Source organism: Streptomyces polyasparticus (assembly GCF_014493765.1).
Taxonomy (GTDB): domain Bacteria; phylum Actinomycetota; class Actinomycetes; order Streptomycetales; family Streptomycetaceae; genus Streptomyces; species Streptomyces polyasparticus.
In genome coordinates, this window is record NZ_JACTVJ010000027.1 from 1 (window position 1) to 15,926 (window position 15,926).

Consider the following 15,926-nt stretch of genomic DNA (forward strand, 5'->3'; position numbering starts at 1 on the left):
GGGACGGCAGGTCAGGGGATCGGCCAGGGCGAGGGGACGGCAGGTCAGGGGATCGGCCAGGGCGAGGGGACGGCAGGTCAGGGGATCGGCCAGGGCGAGGGGACGGCAGGCCGGGAGATCGGCCAGGGCGAGTCGGTCGCGTGGCCGCCAGGGCCGGACGGTCACGTGACCGCCTCGCCCTGGAGGCCACGCGACAGCCTGGGCTAGACCGTCGTGCGACCGCCCGGCTGCAGCAGGTGCAGACGCTCGCCCAGGCCCCGCTTCTCGAAGGCCGGGGTCAGAGTGTCCCGGCCGTTCGTGAAGTGCGCCCACTGCTCGAAGTGCACCGGAACGACCTTGCGCACCCCCAGGATCTCGGCCGCCAGCGCCGCGTTCTCGCTGGAGAGCGTCAGATCCTCACCGGGGAACAGCACGGTCTGCGCTCCGCCCGCGAACAGCACCGCCGAGTCGATCCCGGGGAAGCGCCCGGCGATCGAACGGACCACATCCAGCGAGGCGTTGTCGCCGCTGACGTACACCGTGGGCAGGCCGTCCCCGGACAGGACGAAACCGAGCACCGGCCCGGTGACCGGCTCCGAACCGTCCGGGCCGTGCTGCGCCGGCACCGCCGTGACGGTGAGCGTCCCGCCGTCCGGGCGGCTCAGCTCGGCGGACTCCCAAGGCGCCAGCCCCCGCACCGGATCGCCGAGCCGCTCGCGCGCCGCCGACGTGGACAGCGCGAGCGGCTGGCGGGCCAGCCACTCGCGGCCCCCGTGGTCCAGGTTGTCCGGGTGCTGGTCGTGCGAGAGCAGCACCGCGTCGACCAGGCCCACCTCGTCCGGGTCGAGGCCCGGGCTGCCCGTCTTGACCAGCTTGCGCGAGCCCATCGGGTACTCGCCGGGCGGGTCGAAGGTGGGGTCGGTGAGCAGGCGGAGCCCGGCCAGTTCGAGCAGGGCCGTGGGCCCGCCGAGGTAGGTGACAGTCAGGGATGCGGTCATGCCCCGGTCAACTCGCCGCCCCTGCACGGAATTCCCGCAGCACCTCCACGACCGCCCCCGCGATCAACGCGTGGCCCTCGTCCCCGGGATGCACCCCGTCGACGAGATGCTCCGCGTTGATCAGCCGTGCGCCGGACAGCAGCCGCAGCCGTTTGTCCACGGTGTCGGTCACCGCGCGCTCCTGTGCCGCACGGAGCCGGGCGAGGGTCGCGCCGAGCGCGTTGGCCTCGTACTCGGCGTCGGGGCGTACGACGGGGGAGACCACCAGGACCGGAACATCCGGGTGTGTCGCGCGCACCAGGCCGAGGAACGCCCGCGTCGTCTCGTGCAGGAGCTCCGCCGAACTCGGCGTACGGCTCCAGCAGTTGGTGCCGAAGGCCAGCGTGATCAGGTCGGCGGGCAGGGAGGCGAGCTGTTGCGCGGAGGCGAGTTCGCCGCGGGCCGCTCCCGCGTACCCGAGGTTCACGGCGTCCAGGCCGAGTGCCCGGCCGGCCCGCGCGGGCCAGGCGAGATGAGGGCGCGACGTGGTCCAGCCCTCGCTGATCGAGTCCCCGTAGACCAGCCAGCGCGGCCGGTCGGGAGCGGGGCTGAGCGTCCCGCCCACTCCGCGCACCTCGTGCACGACCGGCCGCAGCACCTCCGGCAGATGCAGCGTGAACTCGCCGCTCAGCGCTGCCTGCCGGCGGACGACCTGGTCGAGCGAGGCCTCGAGACGCACGACCTGCTCGCGTCCCGCCCCCGCGGCCGCCTCCGCCACCACCTGCTCGCCCTGAAGGAGCGTGAACAAGGGCTCGGTGCGTCGGTACGCGTCGGCGGGCCCCGGCTCCGTGGCGGAGTACGTCACCTCCACCACCGTGGCGCCCTCCGCCACGAACTCGTACCGCAGCCCCGCCGGGACGGTCGCCCGCTCCCAGGTGTCGCCGGGCAGCCGGTCCCGGTCGGCGGGATCCGCGCGGACCGGTTCTCCCTCGTCCGTCAGCCAACTGACGCCGCGCAGCAAGGATTTCACCGCTCACCTCCGATCGTCGGATACGGGAACTTCACGCCCACCCCGCCGTCCACCACCAGCGTCTGGCCGGTGATGTACGACGAGAGCGGGGAGGCCAGGAAGAGCAGCGCGGAGGCGATGTCGGAGGTCTCGGCGACCCGGCCGAGCGGGGCGTTGGCGGCATTGCGGGCCCGCCCCTCCTCGCCGAGCAGACCGGCCACGCGGGGGGTCCAGACCACGCCCGGCGCCACAGCGTTGACCCGGACGCCGCGCGCGCCGTACTCGACCGCCGCCGAGCGGACCAGCGAGACCAGGCCCGCCTTCGCGGCGCCGTACGCTGCGTGCAGGGGCGCGGCGGTCAGCCCGGAGACCGAGGCCACGAAGACCAGCGGACCGCCGCCCGACGCGGCCACCGCCTCGGCCCCGTACTCGATCGCGAGCCGGGCGTGGCGCAGCACGATGTCGAAGTGCCAGTCCCACTCCTCGTCGTCGAGGTCGGCGAGCGCCTTGTAGCGGGCCATTCCGACGATGTCCACGACCCCGTGCACCGCGCCCGACTCCCGTACGGACGTGGCGAAGAGGTCCCGTACGGACTCCCGCCGGGTGACGTCCGCGACCTGCGCGAGCGACCCCGTCTCGGCCGCCACCGCCTCCGCCCGCTCCTTGTCGATGTCCACGCAGACCACGCGCGCGCCCGATGCGGTGAGCGCGTGCGCGGTCTGCCGTCCGATGCCGTTGCCCGCGCCGAGCAGCACGAAGCAGCGGCCGTCGAGCCGGGAGAGCGAGGGGTAGTCCGGGACGGGGGAGTCGTCCAGAGGCGCCACCCCGCTCACTGCGGCCTCCGCGGCCGGTAGGCCGCCAGCTCCGGGATGACTTCCTTGCCCAGGATCTCGATGGTCCGCAGGATCTCCTGGTGTTCCAGGTAGCCCCACTGGACGTAGCAGATCAGCTGGTCGATGCCGAGGTCCGCATAGTGCTTTGCCTTGCGGATCACGGTCTCCGCGTCACCGATCAGGATCATGTCGCCGTCGTTGAACTCCCTTACGGGGACGTGCCCTTCGAGGATCGGGTTCAGGAACGGGAAGGTGCGGTCCCGCTCCTCGGGGGAGAGGTGGGGGAGCTCCCAGTCGAGCGTGAACTGGGCCAGATTGCTGTACCACCAGGCCACGGAGTCCCAGACGCGCTGCGAGGGCTTGTCGGCGACATGGACGAGTGTGTACGCGCTGACGCGGTTCGTCGTGACGTCGGTGAGCGGGGACGGGGCCGCGGCGGCCCGGCGGTAGGCCTCGACCTGCTGGGCCATCTTCTCAAGCGGCTGCATGATCGAGAAGGAGAGCAGCCCCATGCCGGCCTCGCCCGCGACCTCCGCGGAGCCCGCCGAGGTGGCCGCCATCCAGGCCGGCGGATGCGGGTCCTGCACGGGCTTAGGGGTGACCATCCGGCGCGGGAAGGAGAAGCGCGGCGACTCGTAGGAGAAGTACTCCTCGCGCCACATCCCCGTCACGATCTCGATCGCCTCGCGCCAGTCCGCCCGTGACTGCTCGCGGTCCACGCCGAACGCCGTCTGCTCCATCGGCGTCGAACGCCCGGTGCCCCACTCGACCCGGCCGCCGGACAGGATGTCGACGGCCGCGACCTTCTCGGCGATGCGCTGCGGCGGGGTGAACCCGAAGGGGGTCAGGGTCACGCCGAAGCCGAGCCGTATCCGCTCGGTCAGTGCCGCCAGGTGGCCGAGCAGCACCTCCGGGGCCGGACAGTGCGAGCGGCCCTCGCGGAAGTGGTGCTCGACCGCCCAGACGGTGCGGAAGCCCACCCGGTCGGCGAGCCTGATCTGCTCCACGGCCTCGCGGTACGCGCGCTGCTCGGCCTCGCGCTGGCCGTAGGGGTGCGGACCGTTCCAGGGCTTGGGCACATCGATCTCGTACAGGACATCCAGATCCATCCGGGGCCACACTCCTCGATCCGTCAGCGGTGATTTCGAAATGCCGAAAGATGCCGCGCTCGGGCGGCGAGGAGGATGAGCGAGCCCGGCGGATGTGTCAATGGTCACAGCGGTACGGGCTGTCGAGTGGCGGTGCGCAACGAACTGCCGTATTCCGGACGGAAACGAGGGAATCATTCCCTCCGCATAGCGATTCGCTGCGTTACGCAAGTGAATGCGGTACGCCGTATGGTCTTGCGGTCCCCCACACCCCACCGAGGAGTCCCCAGGTGTCCGTCGCGCCGCCCCCTGCCACCGGCCAGTCCCTGTTCGGCAGTCTGATGCGCCGCAAGCCGGTCGAGCGTCTGGTCGCCGAAGGAGGTCACGGCGAAGGCGGTGGACTGCGCCGCACCATGTCGATGTGGCAGCTGATGATGATCAGCATCGGTGCCACGCTCGGCACCGGCATCTTCGTGGTGCTCGGCGAGGCCGTGCCCAAGGCCGGTCCCGCCGTCACGCTGTCCTTTGTGATCGCCGGTGTGACGGCGCTCTTCTCGGCCCTCTCGTACGCCGAGCTGGCCGGCACCATCCCGGTCGCCGGATCCTCGTACTCCTATGCATACGCAACCCTGGGCGAACTCATCGCCTGGGTCTGCGGCTGGTGCCTCATCCTCGAGTACGGCGTCTCGATCGCGGCGGTCGCCGTCGGCTGGGGCGAATACCTCAACGAGTTCCTCAACGGCACGATCGGCGTCACGATCCCCGACACGCTCGCGGCGCCGCCCGGCGACGGCGGCGTGATCAACCTGCCCTCGCTGATCCTGGTGCTGCTCGCGGGCGTGGTGCTGCTCGGCGGCTCCAAGGAGTCCGCCCGGGTCAACTCGATCATGGTCGCCGTGAAGATCGCCGCACTGCTGCTGTTCTGCGCGGTCGGCCTGACCGGCTTCAAGTCCGGCAACTACGAGGACTTCATGCCGCTCGGCATGGCCGGCGTCAGCGGCGCGGCCGCGACCCTGTTCTTCTCGTACATCGGCTTCGACGCCGCGTCCACGGCCGGTGAAGAGGCCAAGAACCCGCAGCGCGACCTGCCCCGCGCGATCCTGCTCTCGCTCGGCATCGTCACCGCCCTGTACGTCCTGGTCGCGTTCGTGGCCATCGGCGCGCGGCCCTGGGAGGGCTTCACCGACACCGAGGCCACGCTCGCCGCGATCATGAACGAGGTCACCGGTCAGACCTTCTGGGGCACGGTGCTCGCGGGCGGCGCGGTGATCGCGATCGCGTCCGTGGTGCTCGCGGTGCTCTACGGCCAGACCCGCATCCTCTTCGCGATGTCCCGCGACGGTCTGGTCCCCAAGTCCTTCGCCAAGGTGCACGCCCGCACGGGTGTGCCGCGGATCAACACCGTCTGGGTCTCGCTGTTCTGCGGTGTGCTGGCCGCCGTCGTCCCGCTCGGCGAACTGGCCGACGCCACCAGCATCGGCACGCTCTTCGCCTTCGCCCTGGTCAATGTCGCCGTGATCGTGCTGCGCCGCACCCGCCCGAACCTGCACCGCTCCTTCCGTGTGCCGTTCGCTCCGCTGTTCCCGCTGATCGGCTTCGGGCTGTGTGTGTGGATGATGGTGTCGCTGCGGGCCATCACCTGGACGGTGTTCGGCCTGTGGATGGCGCTCGGACTCGCGATCTACTTCGCGTACGGCCGGCGCCGCTCGCGTCTGGCCGTGGAGGCGGCCGGCGCCCCTGCGACCGAGGAGAAGTGACCCGCCCGCCGTGCTGAACGAGCTCGATGAACGCATCGTCCACGCCCTGGCCGAGGACGCCCGGCGCTCCTTCGCCGACATCGGCCAGCTGGTCGGCCTGTCCGCGCCCGCGGTGAAGCGGCGCGTGGACCGGCTGCGGGCGAGCGGTGCGATCACCGGGTTCACGGTGCGCGTCGACCCCTCGGCGCTCGGCTGGCAGACCGAGGGGTTTGTCGAGATCTACTGCCGCAGCCAGACCTCTCCCGATGCGATCCGGGCGGGTCTTGAGCGCTATCCGGAGATTGCCGCCGCATCGACGGTGACGGGGGAGGCGGATGCGGTGGTGCAGATCTTCGCCGCGGACATGCGGCACTTCGAGCAGGTCCTGGAGAAGATCGCGGGGGAGTCGTTCGTGGAGCGGACGAAGTCCGTCCTTGTGCTGTCGCCGCTGCTGCGTCGGTATTCGTCGGGGGCGCCGCAGTAGGGGTGCGGGTCCGTGCAGGGCGGCGTTGCCGTGGGGTGCCGCTGTGCCCACCCGTGCCGCCCTGCGGCACGACTGCCCACAGCTACATGCAATGAATCGCCGCTCAAGGGCCTCTTCGCGCAACAAACAGCACGCGAATGCGCAATGGTCGTGGCTTGTCGCGGGTCTGTCGTCGAACGTACCTTCAAGGCGTCCCCGCCGAACCTTCCGTACCACCGAGGTCCGCCCATGCCGCCGTTGCGCACCGCCCTGCTCCAGAACTCCGGAACACCCGGCGATGTGCAGGCCAATCTGGCACTCCTCGACGAGACCGCCGAGCGCGCCGCCGCCCTGGGCGCGGGGCTCCTGATCTGCCCGGAGATGTATCTGACCGGGTACGCGATCGGCGATGACATCGCACGTCTGGCCGAGCCCGCCGACGGCCCCTCGGCCCAGGCCGTCGCCGCGACCGCCGCACGCCACGGGATCGCGATCGTCTACGGCTACCCCGAGCGCGACGGCGAGCGCGTGTACAACGCCGCGCGCCTCGCCGGCCCCGACGGCGCCGCGCTCGCCGACTACCGCAAGACCCACCTCTTCGGCGGCTTCGAGCAGGAGCACTTCACCGCGGGGGACGAGACCGTCGTCCAGGCCGACCTCGGCGGGCTCCGGATCGGGATCATGATCTGCTACGACGTGGAGTTCCCGGAGAACGTCAGGGCCCACGCACTCGCCGGCACCGACCTCCTCCTGGTGCCGACCGCGCAGATGCACCCCTTCCAGTTCGTGGCCGAGTCGCTCGTGCCGGTGCGCGCCTTCGAGAACCAGATGTACGTGGCGTATGTGAACCGGGCCGGTGCGGAGGGCGAGTTCGAGTTCGTGGGCCTGTCCACGCTCGCCGGACCCGACGGCATCGCCCGCACCCGCGGCGGCCGCGGCGCCGAGCTGCTCTTCGCCGACGTGGACCCGGAGTTCCTGGCCGCCTCGCGCGCCGAGAACCCGTATCTGCGCGACCGGCGGCCGGGGCTGTACGGCTCCCTGATCTGACCCGACCTGCCTCCCTTCCCTTCACCCCGCGTCTCTTCACCCCGCGCAAGGAGTCCGTACCCCATGACGTCCACGGTGCCCACGGCCGTCCAGCACACCTCGGCGACGCAGCCGCCGATCACGATGTTCGGTCCGGACTTCCCTTACGCGTACGACGACTTCCTCGCGCACCCGGCGGGCCTCGGCCAGATACCCGCGACCGAGCACGGCCAGGAGGTCGCCGTCATAGGCGGCGGTCTGTCCGGCATCATCGCCGCGTACGAGCTGATGAAGATGGGCCTCAAGCCCGTCGTGTACGAGGCCGACCAAATCGGCGGCCGGCTGCGCACCGTCGGCTTCGACGGCTGCGACCCCGAACTCACCGCCGAGATGGGCGCGATGCGTTTCCCGCCGTCCTCCACGGCGCTGCAGCACTACATCGACCTGGTGGGCCTGGAGACCAAGCCGTTCCCCAACCCCCTCGCCGAGTCCACGCCTTCGACCGTCGTCGACCTCAAGGGCGAGTCGCACTACGCCACTTCGGTGGACGACCTGCCGCAGGTCTACCGGGACGTCATGAACGCCTGGAACGCCTGTCTCGAAGAGGGCGCCGACTTCTCCGCCATGAACCGCGCGCTGCGCGAGCGCGACATCCCCACGATCCGCCGGATCTGGGCGCAGCTGGTCGAGAAGCTCGACAACCAGACCTTCTACGGCTTCCTCTGCGACTCCGAGGCCTTCAAGTCCTTCCGGCACCGCGAGATCTTCGGCCAGGTCGGCTTCGGCACCGGCGGCTGGGACACCGACTTCCCGAACTCCATCCTGGAGATCCTGCGCGTCGTCTACACCGAGGCCGACGACCACCACCGCGGCATCGTCGGCGGCAGCCAGCAGCTGCCGCTGCGGCTCTGGGAGCGCACGCCCGAGAAGATCGTCCACTGGGCTTACGGGACCTCGCTGAGCACGCTGCACGAGGGCGGCGAGCCGCGCCCCGCCGTGACCCGCCTGCACCGCACCGCGGGCAACCGCATCACCGTGACGGACGCGACGGGCGACATCCGTACGTACCGGGCCGCGGTGTTCACCGCGCAGTCCTGGATGCTGCTCTCCAAGATCGAGTGCGACGACCAGCTGTTCCCGATCGACCACTGGACGGCGATCGAGCGCACCCACTACATGGAGTCGAGCAAGCTCTTCGTGCCCGTCGACCGTCCGTTCTGGCTGGACAAGGACGAGGTGACCGGGCGCGACGTCATGTCGATGACCCTCACCGACCGGATGACGCGCGGCACTTACCTGCTCGACAACGGTCCGGACAAGCCGGCCGTCATCTGCCTCTCGTACACCTGGTGTGACGACAGCCTGAAGTGGCTGCCGCTGTCCGCGAACGAGCGGATGGAGGTCATGCTGAAGTCGCTCGGCGAGATCTACCCGAACGTCGACATCCGCGGCCACATCATCGGCAACCCGGTCACCGTCTCCTGGGAGAACGAGCCCTACTTCATGGGCGCGTTCAAGGCCAACCTGCCGGGCCACTACCGCTACCAGCGGCGCCTGTTCACGCACTTCATGCAGGACCGTCTGCCCGACGACAAGCGCGGCCTCTTCCTCGCCGGCGACGACATCTCCTGGACGGCGGGCTGGGCCGAGGGCGCCGTGCAGACCGCGCTGAACGCCGTGTGGGGCGTCATGCACCAGTTCGGCGGCGCCACGGACCCGGTCAACCCCGGACCCGGCGATGTCTTCGAGGAGATCGCGCCGGTGGAACTGCCCGAGGACTGACCGGGTCCCAAGGCTCAGATCCCGGACGCGGCCACGGCTTCGTACACCGCGGCCGCCTGGTCCTTGAGCTCCTCGCCGTCCCGGGCGCCGCTCTGCAGATCGAAGAAGTAGGTGCCCGGGACGACCTGCGCGTGCGCGGCCAGATCCTCGACGAGCTGGTCGACGCTGCCCTGGAAGGGCTCGCGGTCGTCGCCCTCGTACGGCTTGTCCTGGAGCCGGGCGTTGATGCGGACGATCACGTCGACCGGTCGCTCGCGGCCGTGCTCGGCGGCCAGGTCCTGCACCTTCCGCCAGGACTCGGCCAGTTGGGGTGCGCCCATCGCGATCGGCATCCAGCCGTCCGCGCGCAGCACCAGCCGCCGCATCGCGCGCGGGCTGAAGGCCGGCAGGTACACGGGGAGCTGGCCCGCGGGCTTGGGTCCGACCTCGGACGGCACGATCCGCGTCAGCTCACCCTCGTACGAGACCGGGTCGGGGCCCCAGGCGGCCGCGCACACGTCGAGCAGTTCGTCGAGGACCTTGCCGCGCCGCTCGAACGGTGCGACGCCCTGGGCCGCGTACTCGTCCACGGCCCAGCCGGTGCCCAGGCCCGCCACCACCCGGCCGCCGCTCGCGCGGTCCAGAGTGGCGAGCGCGCGGGCGAGTTCGAACGGGATGTGCAGCGGGGCGACCATGACGCTGGTGCCGAGGCGCACCCGGTCGGTCGCGGCGGCCGCGAGGGTGAGGGAGACCAGCGGTTCGGCGACCGAGCGGTACCCGTCGGGCCAGGGCAGTCCTTCGATGCCGGCCAGGCCCTGCCGCATGGGGGTGGGGTACAGGACCCGCTCGAAGACCCAGACACTCTCGTAGCCCAAGTCCTCGGCGGCCCGTGCCACCGCGGGGATGTCGCGGCCGATGTCGAACTGCTTCATCTGCGGGAGCGAAAGACCGAGCCGGATCGCCATACCTGACCTCCTGGTGGGTGTGCCGCGCACAGCATGCCCGCTGCGCACGACATGACTGACGCGCACAACATGCCTGCCGTGCCCCGTATTTCACGGGTGACACAGCCCGAGGTCAGCGCCACGGCGTCAGCAGGCACCGGCCCACCAGGCCGACCCCGGCGTCCATCCGCTGGGTGAACTCCTCGGCAAGATCCGGCAGTTCGCGCAGGCTCCACAGGACCCGCGCCGCCGACCACGCCGCCTCCCGTGCGCGCTCCAGGCTCCAGGAGCCGAGCAGATGCGTGAGCGGATCGGCGACCTGGAGCAGATCGGGTCCCGGCATCAGCTCCTCGCGGATGCGCTCCTCCAGCGTCACGAGGATCTCGCCGACCCGGTCGAACTCATCCTCGATCATGCGGGGTTCGCAGTCGAGGCTACGACAGGTGTCCACCACGGCCAGCGCAAGATCGTGACCGATGTGCGCATTGATGCCCGCAAGGGCGAACTGCAGCGGTCGTACGCCGCGATGGCCCCGGTACTGGAACAGCGGCCGCCAGCACGCGGGCGGCCGGCCCCCTTCCGCCACGTGGTCGACCACGTCCAGATAGTGTTCCGCGAAACGGACGTCGAGCGTCTGTGCGGCCACGACGTCGGGGAACGCGCCACTGCGCAGCCGTGAGTCGATCTCCTCGGTGACCGCCAGATAGATCCGGTTGAAGACAGCCACGCCGTCCGTCCGCGGCCACCGCTCGTCCAGGGCGCGCATCCGCGACGCGACAGCGGTGACGTGCGGGGTGTCTGCTGTGATGTGACCGGTCTGCGTCATGCACGCAGCGTCCCAGTCGTAGGCTGCGGGGAGGTCCGCCGGGCCGGGAGCTTCGCCGGATCGGGGGAACGGGGCGCCCGAGGGCCGTGTACGGGAAGAGAAATGGTGGGGGGAGAGGACGTGCAAGGCGGACGCGCGCAGCGCAGGGCCGACCGGGGCGAGCGCAGACGAGGGCAGCTGCGCAACGGGATGGCGGCCGTGGCCTCGCTGGTCGTCGTGGCCGGCACGGTCACCGGGGTGCTCGCCGACGGCGGGGGAGCCGCGGACGAGGCCGGCCGGAAGGAGACGCAGGCGCCGACACTGGAGCCGCTGCCCGCGATACCGACGCCCTCGCCGTCCGTGAGCGGGTCGGGGTCACCCAAGCCGTCCAAGTCGCCTTCGAAGAAGCCCGGTACGAAGGCTCCCAAGAAGGAGCCGAAGACGTCCACGGCATCCGCGTCCAACGGCCTGTATCTGCACGGCCAGTCCCAGGTGCTCGACTGGGTGCGCGCCAACGCCGGCGATCCGCGGCACGCGCAGATCAAGTCGCAGATAGCCGACCGTCCCGCCGCCGTGTGGTTCGCCGACTACAGCCCGGACACGATCACGTCCCGGGTACGGTCGGTGACCTCGGGCGGTGCCGCGCGGGACCAGGTGCCCACGGTCGTGGCGTACGGGATCCCGGACCGGGACTGCGGCGGGCACTCGCAGGGCGGAGCGCCCGACCTCGGGGCGTACGACGCGTGGATCCAGAAGTTCGCGGCGGGCCTCGGCTCCTCCGAGGTGATCGTGATACTCGAACCCGACTCGCTCGCCCAGTTCGAATGCCTGGACGCCGGTCGGCGCAGTGCCCGCTTCGCCTCCCTCGCGCGCGCGGGTCGCACCCTGAAGGCCGCCAACCCCAACGCGCGCGTCTACTACGACGCGGGCCATTCGGGCTGGCACTCACCGTCCAAGATGGCCTCCGCGCTGCGTCAGGCGGGTGCCGCCTCGTCCGCGTCGTCGGACGGCATCTTCACCAACGTCTCGAACTTCCACCGCACCGACGACGAAGTCGCCTACGCGCAGTCCGTCCTGAGCGCGCTCGGCGGTCCGTCCGGCCTCGGCGCGGTGATCGACACCAGCCGCAACGGCAACGGAGCGCCGCCCGACGGCGAATGGTGCGATCCGGCGGGCCGCAAGCTCGGCCGCCCGCCGACGCTCTCCACCGGCCGGTCCCGGATCGACGCGTTCCTCTGGGTCAAGCTGCCGGGTGAGTCCGACGGCTGCAAGGGCAAGCCGGGGACGTTCACGCCGAGTTACGCGTACGACCTGGTGACCGGCAGCTGATCAGCCCTTGGCGCCCTCGTCGTCGTACCGCGAGGTGCCCTCGTCGAGCAGCGGCTCGCGGCTCTCCTTCATGTACGCGGGGGCGAACGCGCGCAGCACGTGATAGCCGCTGATCACGACCAGCGTGCCCAGGGCGATCCCGCTGAGCTCGAAGGTGTCGGTGAACTTCAGGCTGACCCCGCCGGTGCCGATGATGATGCCCGCGGCGGCCGGCACCAGGTTCAGCGGATTGCGCAGATCGACCCGGGAGTTGATCCAGATCTGGGCGCCGAGCAGCCCGATCATGCCGTACAGGATCACGGTGATGCCGCCGAGCACACCGCCGGGGATGGCGGCGACGATCGCGCCGACCTTCGGGCAGAGGCCGAAGAGCAGGGCGAACAGGGCGGCGGCCCAGTAGGCGGCCGTCGAGTAGACGCGGGTCGCGGCCATGACGCCGATGTTCTCCGCGTACGTGGTGTTCGGCGGGCCGCCGACGGCGGTGGAGAGCATCGAGGCGGCGCCGTCCGCGGAGATCGCGGTGCCCAGCTTGTCGTCGAGGTTGTCGCCGGTCATCTCGCCGACGGCCTTGACGTGTCCGGCGTTCTCGGCGATCAGGGCGATCACCACGGGCAGTGCGACGAGGATCGCGGACCACTCGAAGGACGGTCCGTGGAAGTTCGGCAGACCGATCCAGTCGGCCTTGCCGACCGCGGACAGGTCGAGCCGCCAGTGGTCGGTGGCCGCGCCGCCGCCGACCACCGAGTTGATCTTCCCGAAGACGCGGTCGAACAGCCACGAGATCCCGTATCCGAAGATCAGGCCGAGGAAGATCGCGATCCGCGCCCAGAAACCGCGCAGGCACACCACGGCCAAACCGGTGAACAGCATGGTCAGGAGGGCCACCCACTGGTCCTGCGGCCAGTACGTGGAGGCGGTCACCGGCGCCAGGTTGAACCCGATCAGCATGACCACTGCACCGGTCACCACCGGCGGCATCGCGGCATGGATGATCCGGGCGCCGAACTTGCGCACCGCGAGACCGACGAGGAACAGCGCGGCACCCACCACGAGCACCGCTCCGGTGACCGTGGCGCTGCTGCCGCCCTGCGCCCGGATGACGGCCGCGACGCCCACGAACGACAGCGAACAGCCCAGGTAGCTGGGCACCTTGCCGCGGGTCGCGAGCAGGAAGATCACCGTCGCGACACCCGACATCATGATCGCGAGGTTGGGGTCGAGACCCATCAGGACGGGCGCGACGAACGACGCCCCGAACATGGCCACCACATGCTGCGCGCCCAGGCCGAAGGTGCGCGGCCAGGAGAGCCGTTCGTCGGGGCGGACCACCGCGCCGGGCGCCGGGGTGCGCCCGTCGCCGTGCAGGGTCCAGCGGACGCCGAGATTCATGGTGGCTGGTCTCTTTCCTCGCGCGGAGCCGTGATGATCCCCGCAATGTTAAGGCGCCGCACGTGTGTGCTCTTCTCGACGATTTGTCGGGACCCGCGCAGGTGGCAGGGTGTTTTTCCGGCACGCAACGACGGAGCGGCCGGAACGTTGCGTAATTGGCCGGATTCAGCGAGTGGCCAAAATATTTTTAGAGGTATGGACCGCCGGGGTGGCTCGTCAGGGCCCTCGTACCGGACTTCTGTGCGGGAAGGGATCTCGCCACCTTTCACAGGGCCCCCACATTTCACGCCCCGGACGCCCCACTATGTGATCCGACAGAGCGGGACGCACAGGGGCGACTGCCACACCTGGCCTCCCGCAGTGGGAAAGGGACATGTCGTCCGGGAGTCGGCACGCCCTTCCGGGGAGGGATCCATTCCGCAATGAACCGCAAGCTGCGCAGAGCCGCACTCGCCTTGTCCACGGCGTCGCTGGCCCTGGCAACCGTCACACCCTTCGAAGCCGCGGCCGCCGACCCGGTGCCGCGCATCGATCTGAAGATCCTCGTCGTGAGCGACGGGGGCCCCGCGACGGCCGCGATCGCCGCCGAACTCGACGGGGCCGGCACGCCGTACACGCTCGTGGATCTCAACCGCGCCGACCGTCCGGCCATCAACGCCGCGTTCCTCTCGGACACCGTCTCCGGACGACCGCGCGCCAAGTTCCAGGCGGTCGTGCTGCCGAACGACAACCCGTTCGGCGAAGGCTCCGCCGAGATGGCCGCGCTGGCCACGTACGAGAAGAAGTTCGCGATCCCGCAGGTGGACGCCTACACCTACGCGCGCCCCGAGGTGGGGCTCGACTATCCGGCCAACGGCGGCTACACCGGCTCGCTCGACGGCGCGAAGGCACAGGTGACCGCCGCGGGGAAGGCCGGTCCCTTCGGCTACCTCGACGGCGCCGTGCCCTTCGAGGACAACTCGCCGACGGTGGGGGAGAGTTACGCCTTCGCCGCCAAGCCCCTCGCAGGCGCCGACTTCACCTCGTACGTCGAAGTGCCGCTCCCGCAGAGCCAGGAGCGCGGCACCATCGTCGGCGAGTACCGGCACGACGGCCGGCGCCAGCTCGTCGTGACCTTCGTCTACAACCAGCACCAGCAGCAGTACCGGCTGCTCGCCCGGGGCATCGTCGGCTGGATGACGCAGGGCGTCCATCTGGGCATGGACCGCAACTACTTCGCGGTGCACGTGGACGACGTCTTCGGCGCGGACGACCGCTGGGACACCGTGCTCAACTGCACGCCCGGTGACGTGGACTGCCAGCCCGGGCAGGGCGAGCCGCGGCCGATCCGGATGACGGCCGACGACGCCAAGTACGCGGCCCAGTGGTCCACGGAGCGGAAGTTCACGCTCGACATGGTCTACAACGGCGGCGGCAGCGTGCGCCACAAGGCGGAGAACGGCGGCTCGGACCCCCTCGGGCAGCAGCTCATCGCCGACAAGGCCCGCTACCGCTGGGTCAACCACACCTACGACCACCCCTACCTGGGCTGTGTGCAGGACACCTCCGTGGTGCCCTGGGTGTGCGCGAAGAACACCGACGGCAGCACCAAATGGGTCACCCGTGCGGTGATCGCCGCCCAGATCCGCGACAACCGGACCTGGGGGGTGAACTCCGGACTGCCGCTGCAGAACGACGAGTTGGTCACCGGAGAGCACTCGGGTCTCAAGACGCTCCCGCAGCAGCCCACCGACAACCCGAACCTCGCGGGCGCCCTCTCCGACACCGGCATCCGCAGCCTCGCCTCGGACAACTCGCGCGAGTCGAAGCAGCGCGCCGTCGGACCCGCCCTGACCGTGCCGCGCTATCCGATGAACGTCTTCTACAACGCGGGCCGCACCGCCGAGCAGATCGACGAGTACAACTGGATCTACACGCGCAAGGCGGACGGCGGCAGCGGAATCTGCGAGACCGCCACCAACACCACCTGCCTCGACGCGCCGCTCGACCCCGCCACCGGCTACACGGACTACATCGTGCCGCTGGAGACGCGGATCGCGCTGTCGCACGCACTGGCCAACGATCCGCGCCCGCACTTCATCCACCAGTCCAACCTCGCCGAGGACCGCATCGCCTACCCGGTCCTCAACGCGATCATCGCCGCGTACGAAGGTCTGTACGCGGACAGCACCCCGCTGGTGAACCTGCGGCAGCGGGACATCGGCGCGGAGCTGACCGAGCGCGCGGCCTGGGACGCCGCCGTCGCGGCGGGCCGGGTCACCGCCTACCGGATCGGCGACACCGTCACCGTGCAGGCACCGGCCGGGGTGAAGACCACGGCGACCATGCCGGCCGGCACCCGGCAGAACGTGCTCCTGGGCACCGCGCCGTTCGGCACCGCCTACGCGGGCTCGCTGTCCGGACGCGTCTCGCCCGCCCCGCTGCAGACCCAGGTCACCCTCACGCTGCCCGGCACGCAGACCACGGCGCTCACCACGGAAGCCGCCGAGCCCGTGGCCGAGCCCGCACGCGAGCTGCCGACGCCCAAGGGTGTGCGCCGGCACGTTCCGTACGGCGTCACGGACTGACCAGGAAGGTGCCGCAGGGG

General features: G+C 70.6%; 14 protein-coding genes. 7 read left to right on the forward strand and 7 right to left on the reverse strand.

Annotated elements, in window-relative coordinates; translation table 11 throughout:
• The coding region (locus tag H9Y04_RS46280) for a hypothetical protein (protein WP_214662074.1) at positions 1-207 on the forward strand (207 nt) is incomplete at its 5' end.
• Here the strand turns inward: H9Y04_RS46280 and H9Y04_RS38650 are convergent.
• The 4 genes from H9Y04_RS38650 to H9Y04_RS38665 are packed head-to-tail and all read right to left on the reverse strand — an operon-like array spanning position 204 to position 3,907.
• Positions 204-977, reverse strand: coding sequence for an MBL fold metallo-hydrolase (locus H9Y04_RS38650; RefSeq protein WP_187818903.1), 774 nt, complete (start codon positions 975-977; stop codon positions 204-206). The two genes, H9Y04_RS46280 and H9Y04_RS38650, sit on opposite strands and share 4 nt — an antisense overlap.
• A gap of 7 nt (positions 978-984) precedes the next feature.
• On the reverse strand, positions 985-1,986 hold the full coding sequence (locus H9Y04_RS38655) for a GDSL-type esterase/lipase family protein (RefSeq protein ID WP_187818904.1): 1,002 nt from the start codon (positions 1,984-1,986) through the stop codon (positions 985-987).
• Positions 1,983-2,798 carry an SDR family NAD(P)-dependent oxidoreductase gene (locus tag H9Y04_RS38660; protein ID WP_308801750.1) on the reverse strand — a complete coding sequence of 272 codons (816 nt, stop codon included), beginning with the start codon at positions 2,796-2,798 and terminating at the stop codon, positions 1,983-1,985. Before H9Y04_RS38660 ends, H9Y04_RS38655 begins: the two co-directional genes overlap by 4 nt.
• Positions 2,795-3,907 (reverse strand): LLM class flavin-dependent oxidoreductase, encoded by a 1,113-nt coding sequence (locus tag H9Y04_RS38665; protein ID WP_187818905.1) that lies wholly within the window; start codon positions 3,905-3,907, stop codon positions 2,795-2,797. Before H9Y04_RS38665 ends, H9Y04_RS38660 begins: the two co-directional genes overlap by 4 nt.
• Before the next feature lie 320 nt (positions 3,908-4,227).
• Here H9Y04_RS38665 and H9Y04_RS38670 point away from each other — a divergent pair, with 320 nt between their 5' ends.
• The 4 genes from H9Y04_RS38670 to H9Y04_RS38685 all read left to right on the forward strand — a co-directional run bounded on the left by H9Y04_RS38670 (position 4,228) and on the right by H9Y04_RS38685 (position 8,893).
• Positions 4,228-5,643: an amino acid permease gene (locus H9Y04_RS38670; RefSeq protein WP_187818989.1), complete on the forward strand. Its 1,416-nt coding sequence runs from the start codon at positions 4,228-4,230 to the stop codon at positions 5,641-5,643.
• Between the two features lie 10 nt (positions 5,644-5,653).
• Entirely contained in the window at positions 5,654-6,106 is a 453-nt protein-coding gene (locus H9Y04_RS38675; RefSeq protein WP_187818906.1) for an Lrp/AsnC family transcriptional regulator, read from the forward strand.
• Positions 6,107-6,334: 228 nt separating this feature from the next.
• The gene (locus tag H9Y04_RS38680; protein WP_187818907.1) at positions 6,335-7,132 is read left to right on the forward strand and encodes a carbon-nitrogen hydrolase family protein; all 798 of its coding nucleotides are present in this window, start codon (positions 6,335-6,337) and stop codon (positions 7,130-7,132) included.
• 63 nt (positions 7,133-7,195) lie between these two features.
• Positions 7,196-8,893, forward strand: coding sequence for a flavin monoamine oxidase family protein (locus H9Y04_RS38685; protein WP_187818908.1), 1,698 nt, complete (start codon positions 7,196-7,198; stop codon positions 8,891-8,893).
• A 14-nt stretch (positions 8,894-8,907) separates the two neighbouring features.
• Here H9Y04_RS38685 and H9Y04_RS38690 read toward each other — a convergent pair whose 3' ends face one another.
• On the reverse strand, positions 8,908-9,837 hold the full coding sequence (locus H9Y04_RS38690) for an LLM class F420-dependent oxidoreductase (RefSeq protein ID WP_187818909.1): 930 nt from the start codon (positions 9,835-9,837) through the stop codon (positions 8,908-8,910).
• Between the two features lie 112 nt (positions 9,838-9,949).
• Positions 9,950-10,642 carry a DUF5995 family protein gene (locus H9Y04_RS38695; RefSeq protein ID WP_187818910.1) on the reverse strand — a complete coding sequence of 231 codons (693 nt, stop codon included), beginning with the start codon at positions 10,640-10,642 and terminating at the stop codon, positions 9,950-9,952.
• Positions 10,643-10,831: 189 nt separating this feature from the next.
• Here H9Y04_RS38695 and H9Y04_RS38700 point away from each other — a divergent pair, with 189 nt between their 5' ends.
• Complete coding sequence (locus H9Y04_RS38700; protein ID WP_187818990.1) at positions 10,832-11,950, forward strand: glycoside hydrolase family 6 protein; 1,119 nt, start codon at positions 10,832-10,834, stop codon at positions 11,948-11,950.
• On the opposite strand, the gene H9Y04_RS38705 is transcribed toward H9Y04_RS38700, so the two are convergent.
• Complete coding sequence (locus tag H9Y04_RS38705) at positions 11,951-13,339, reverse strand: uracil-xanthine permease family protein (RefSeq protein WP_187818911.1); 1,389 nt, start codon at positions 13,337-13,339, stop codon at positions 11,951-11,953. It abuts the gene before it with no gap.
• Positions 13,340-13,761: 422 nt separating this feature from the next.
• Here H9Y04_RS38705 and H9Y04_RS38710 point away from each other — a divergent pair, with 422 nt between their 5' ends.
• Entirely contained in the window at positions 13,762-15,906 is a 2,145-nt protein-coding gene (locus H9Y04_RS38710; protein WP_187818912.1) for a hypothetical protein, read from the forward strand.
• Positions 15,907-15,926 lie beyond the last annotated feature (20 nt).

Excerpts from the sequence above, each read along its gene's own strand:
- H9Y04_RS38650 (WP_187818903.1), bottom strand. The coding sequence starts at position 977 with ATGACCGCATCCCTGACTGTCACCTACCTCGGCGGGCCCACGGCCCTG.
- H9Y04_RS38665 (WP_187818905.1), bottom strand. The coding sequence starts at position 3,907 with ATGGATCTGGATGTCCTGTACGAGATCGATGTGCCCAAGCCCTGGAAC.
- H9Y04_RS38670 (WP_187818989.1), top strand. The coding sequence starts at position 4,228 with ATGCGCCGCAAGCCGGTCGAGCGTCTGGTCGCCGAAGGAGGTCACGGC.
- H9Y04_RS38680 (WP_187818907.1), top strand. The coding sequence starts at position 6,335 with ATGCCGCCGTTGCGCACCGCCCTGCTCCAGAACTCCGGAACACCCGGC.
- H9Y04_RS38685 (WP_187818908.1), top strand. The coding sequence starts at position 7,196 with ATGACGTCCACGGTGCCCACGGCCGTCCAGCACACCTCGGCGACGCAG.
- H9Y04_RS38690 (WP_187818909.1), bottom strand. The coding sequence starts at position 9,837 with ATGGCGATCCGGCTCGGTCTTTCGCTCCCGCAGATGAAGCAGTTCGAC.
- H9Y04_RS38695 (WP_187818910.1), bottom strand. The coding sequence starts at position 10,642 with ATGACGCAGACCGGTCACATCACAGCAGACACCCCGCACGTCACCGCT.
- H9Y04_RS38700 (WP_187818990.1), top strand. The coding sequence starts at position 10,832 with ATGGCGGCCGTGGCCTCGCTGGTCGTCGTGGCCGGCACGGTCACCGGG.
- H9Y04_RS38705 (WP_187818911.1), bottom strand. The coding sequence starts at position 13,339 with ATGAATCTCGGCGTCCGCTGGACCCTGCACGGCGACGGGCGCACCCCG.
- H9Y04_RS38710 (WP_187818912.1), top strand. The coding sequence starts at position 13,762 with ATGAACCGCAAGCTGCGCAGAGCCGCACTCGCCTTGTCCACGGCGTCG.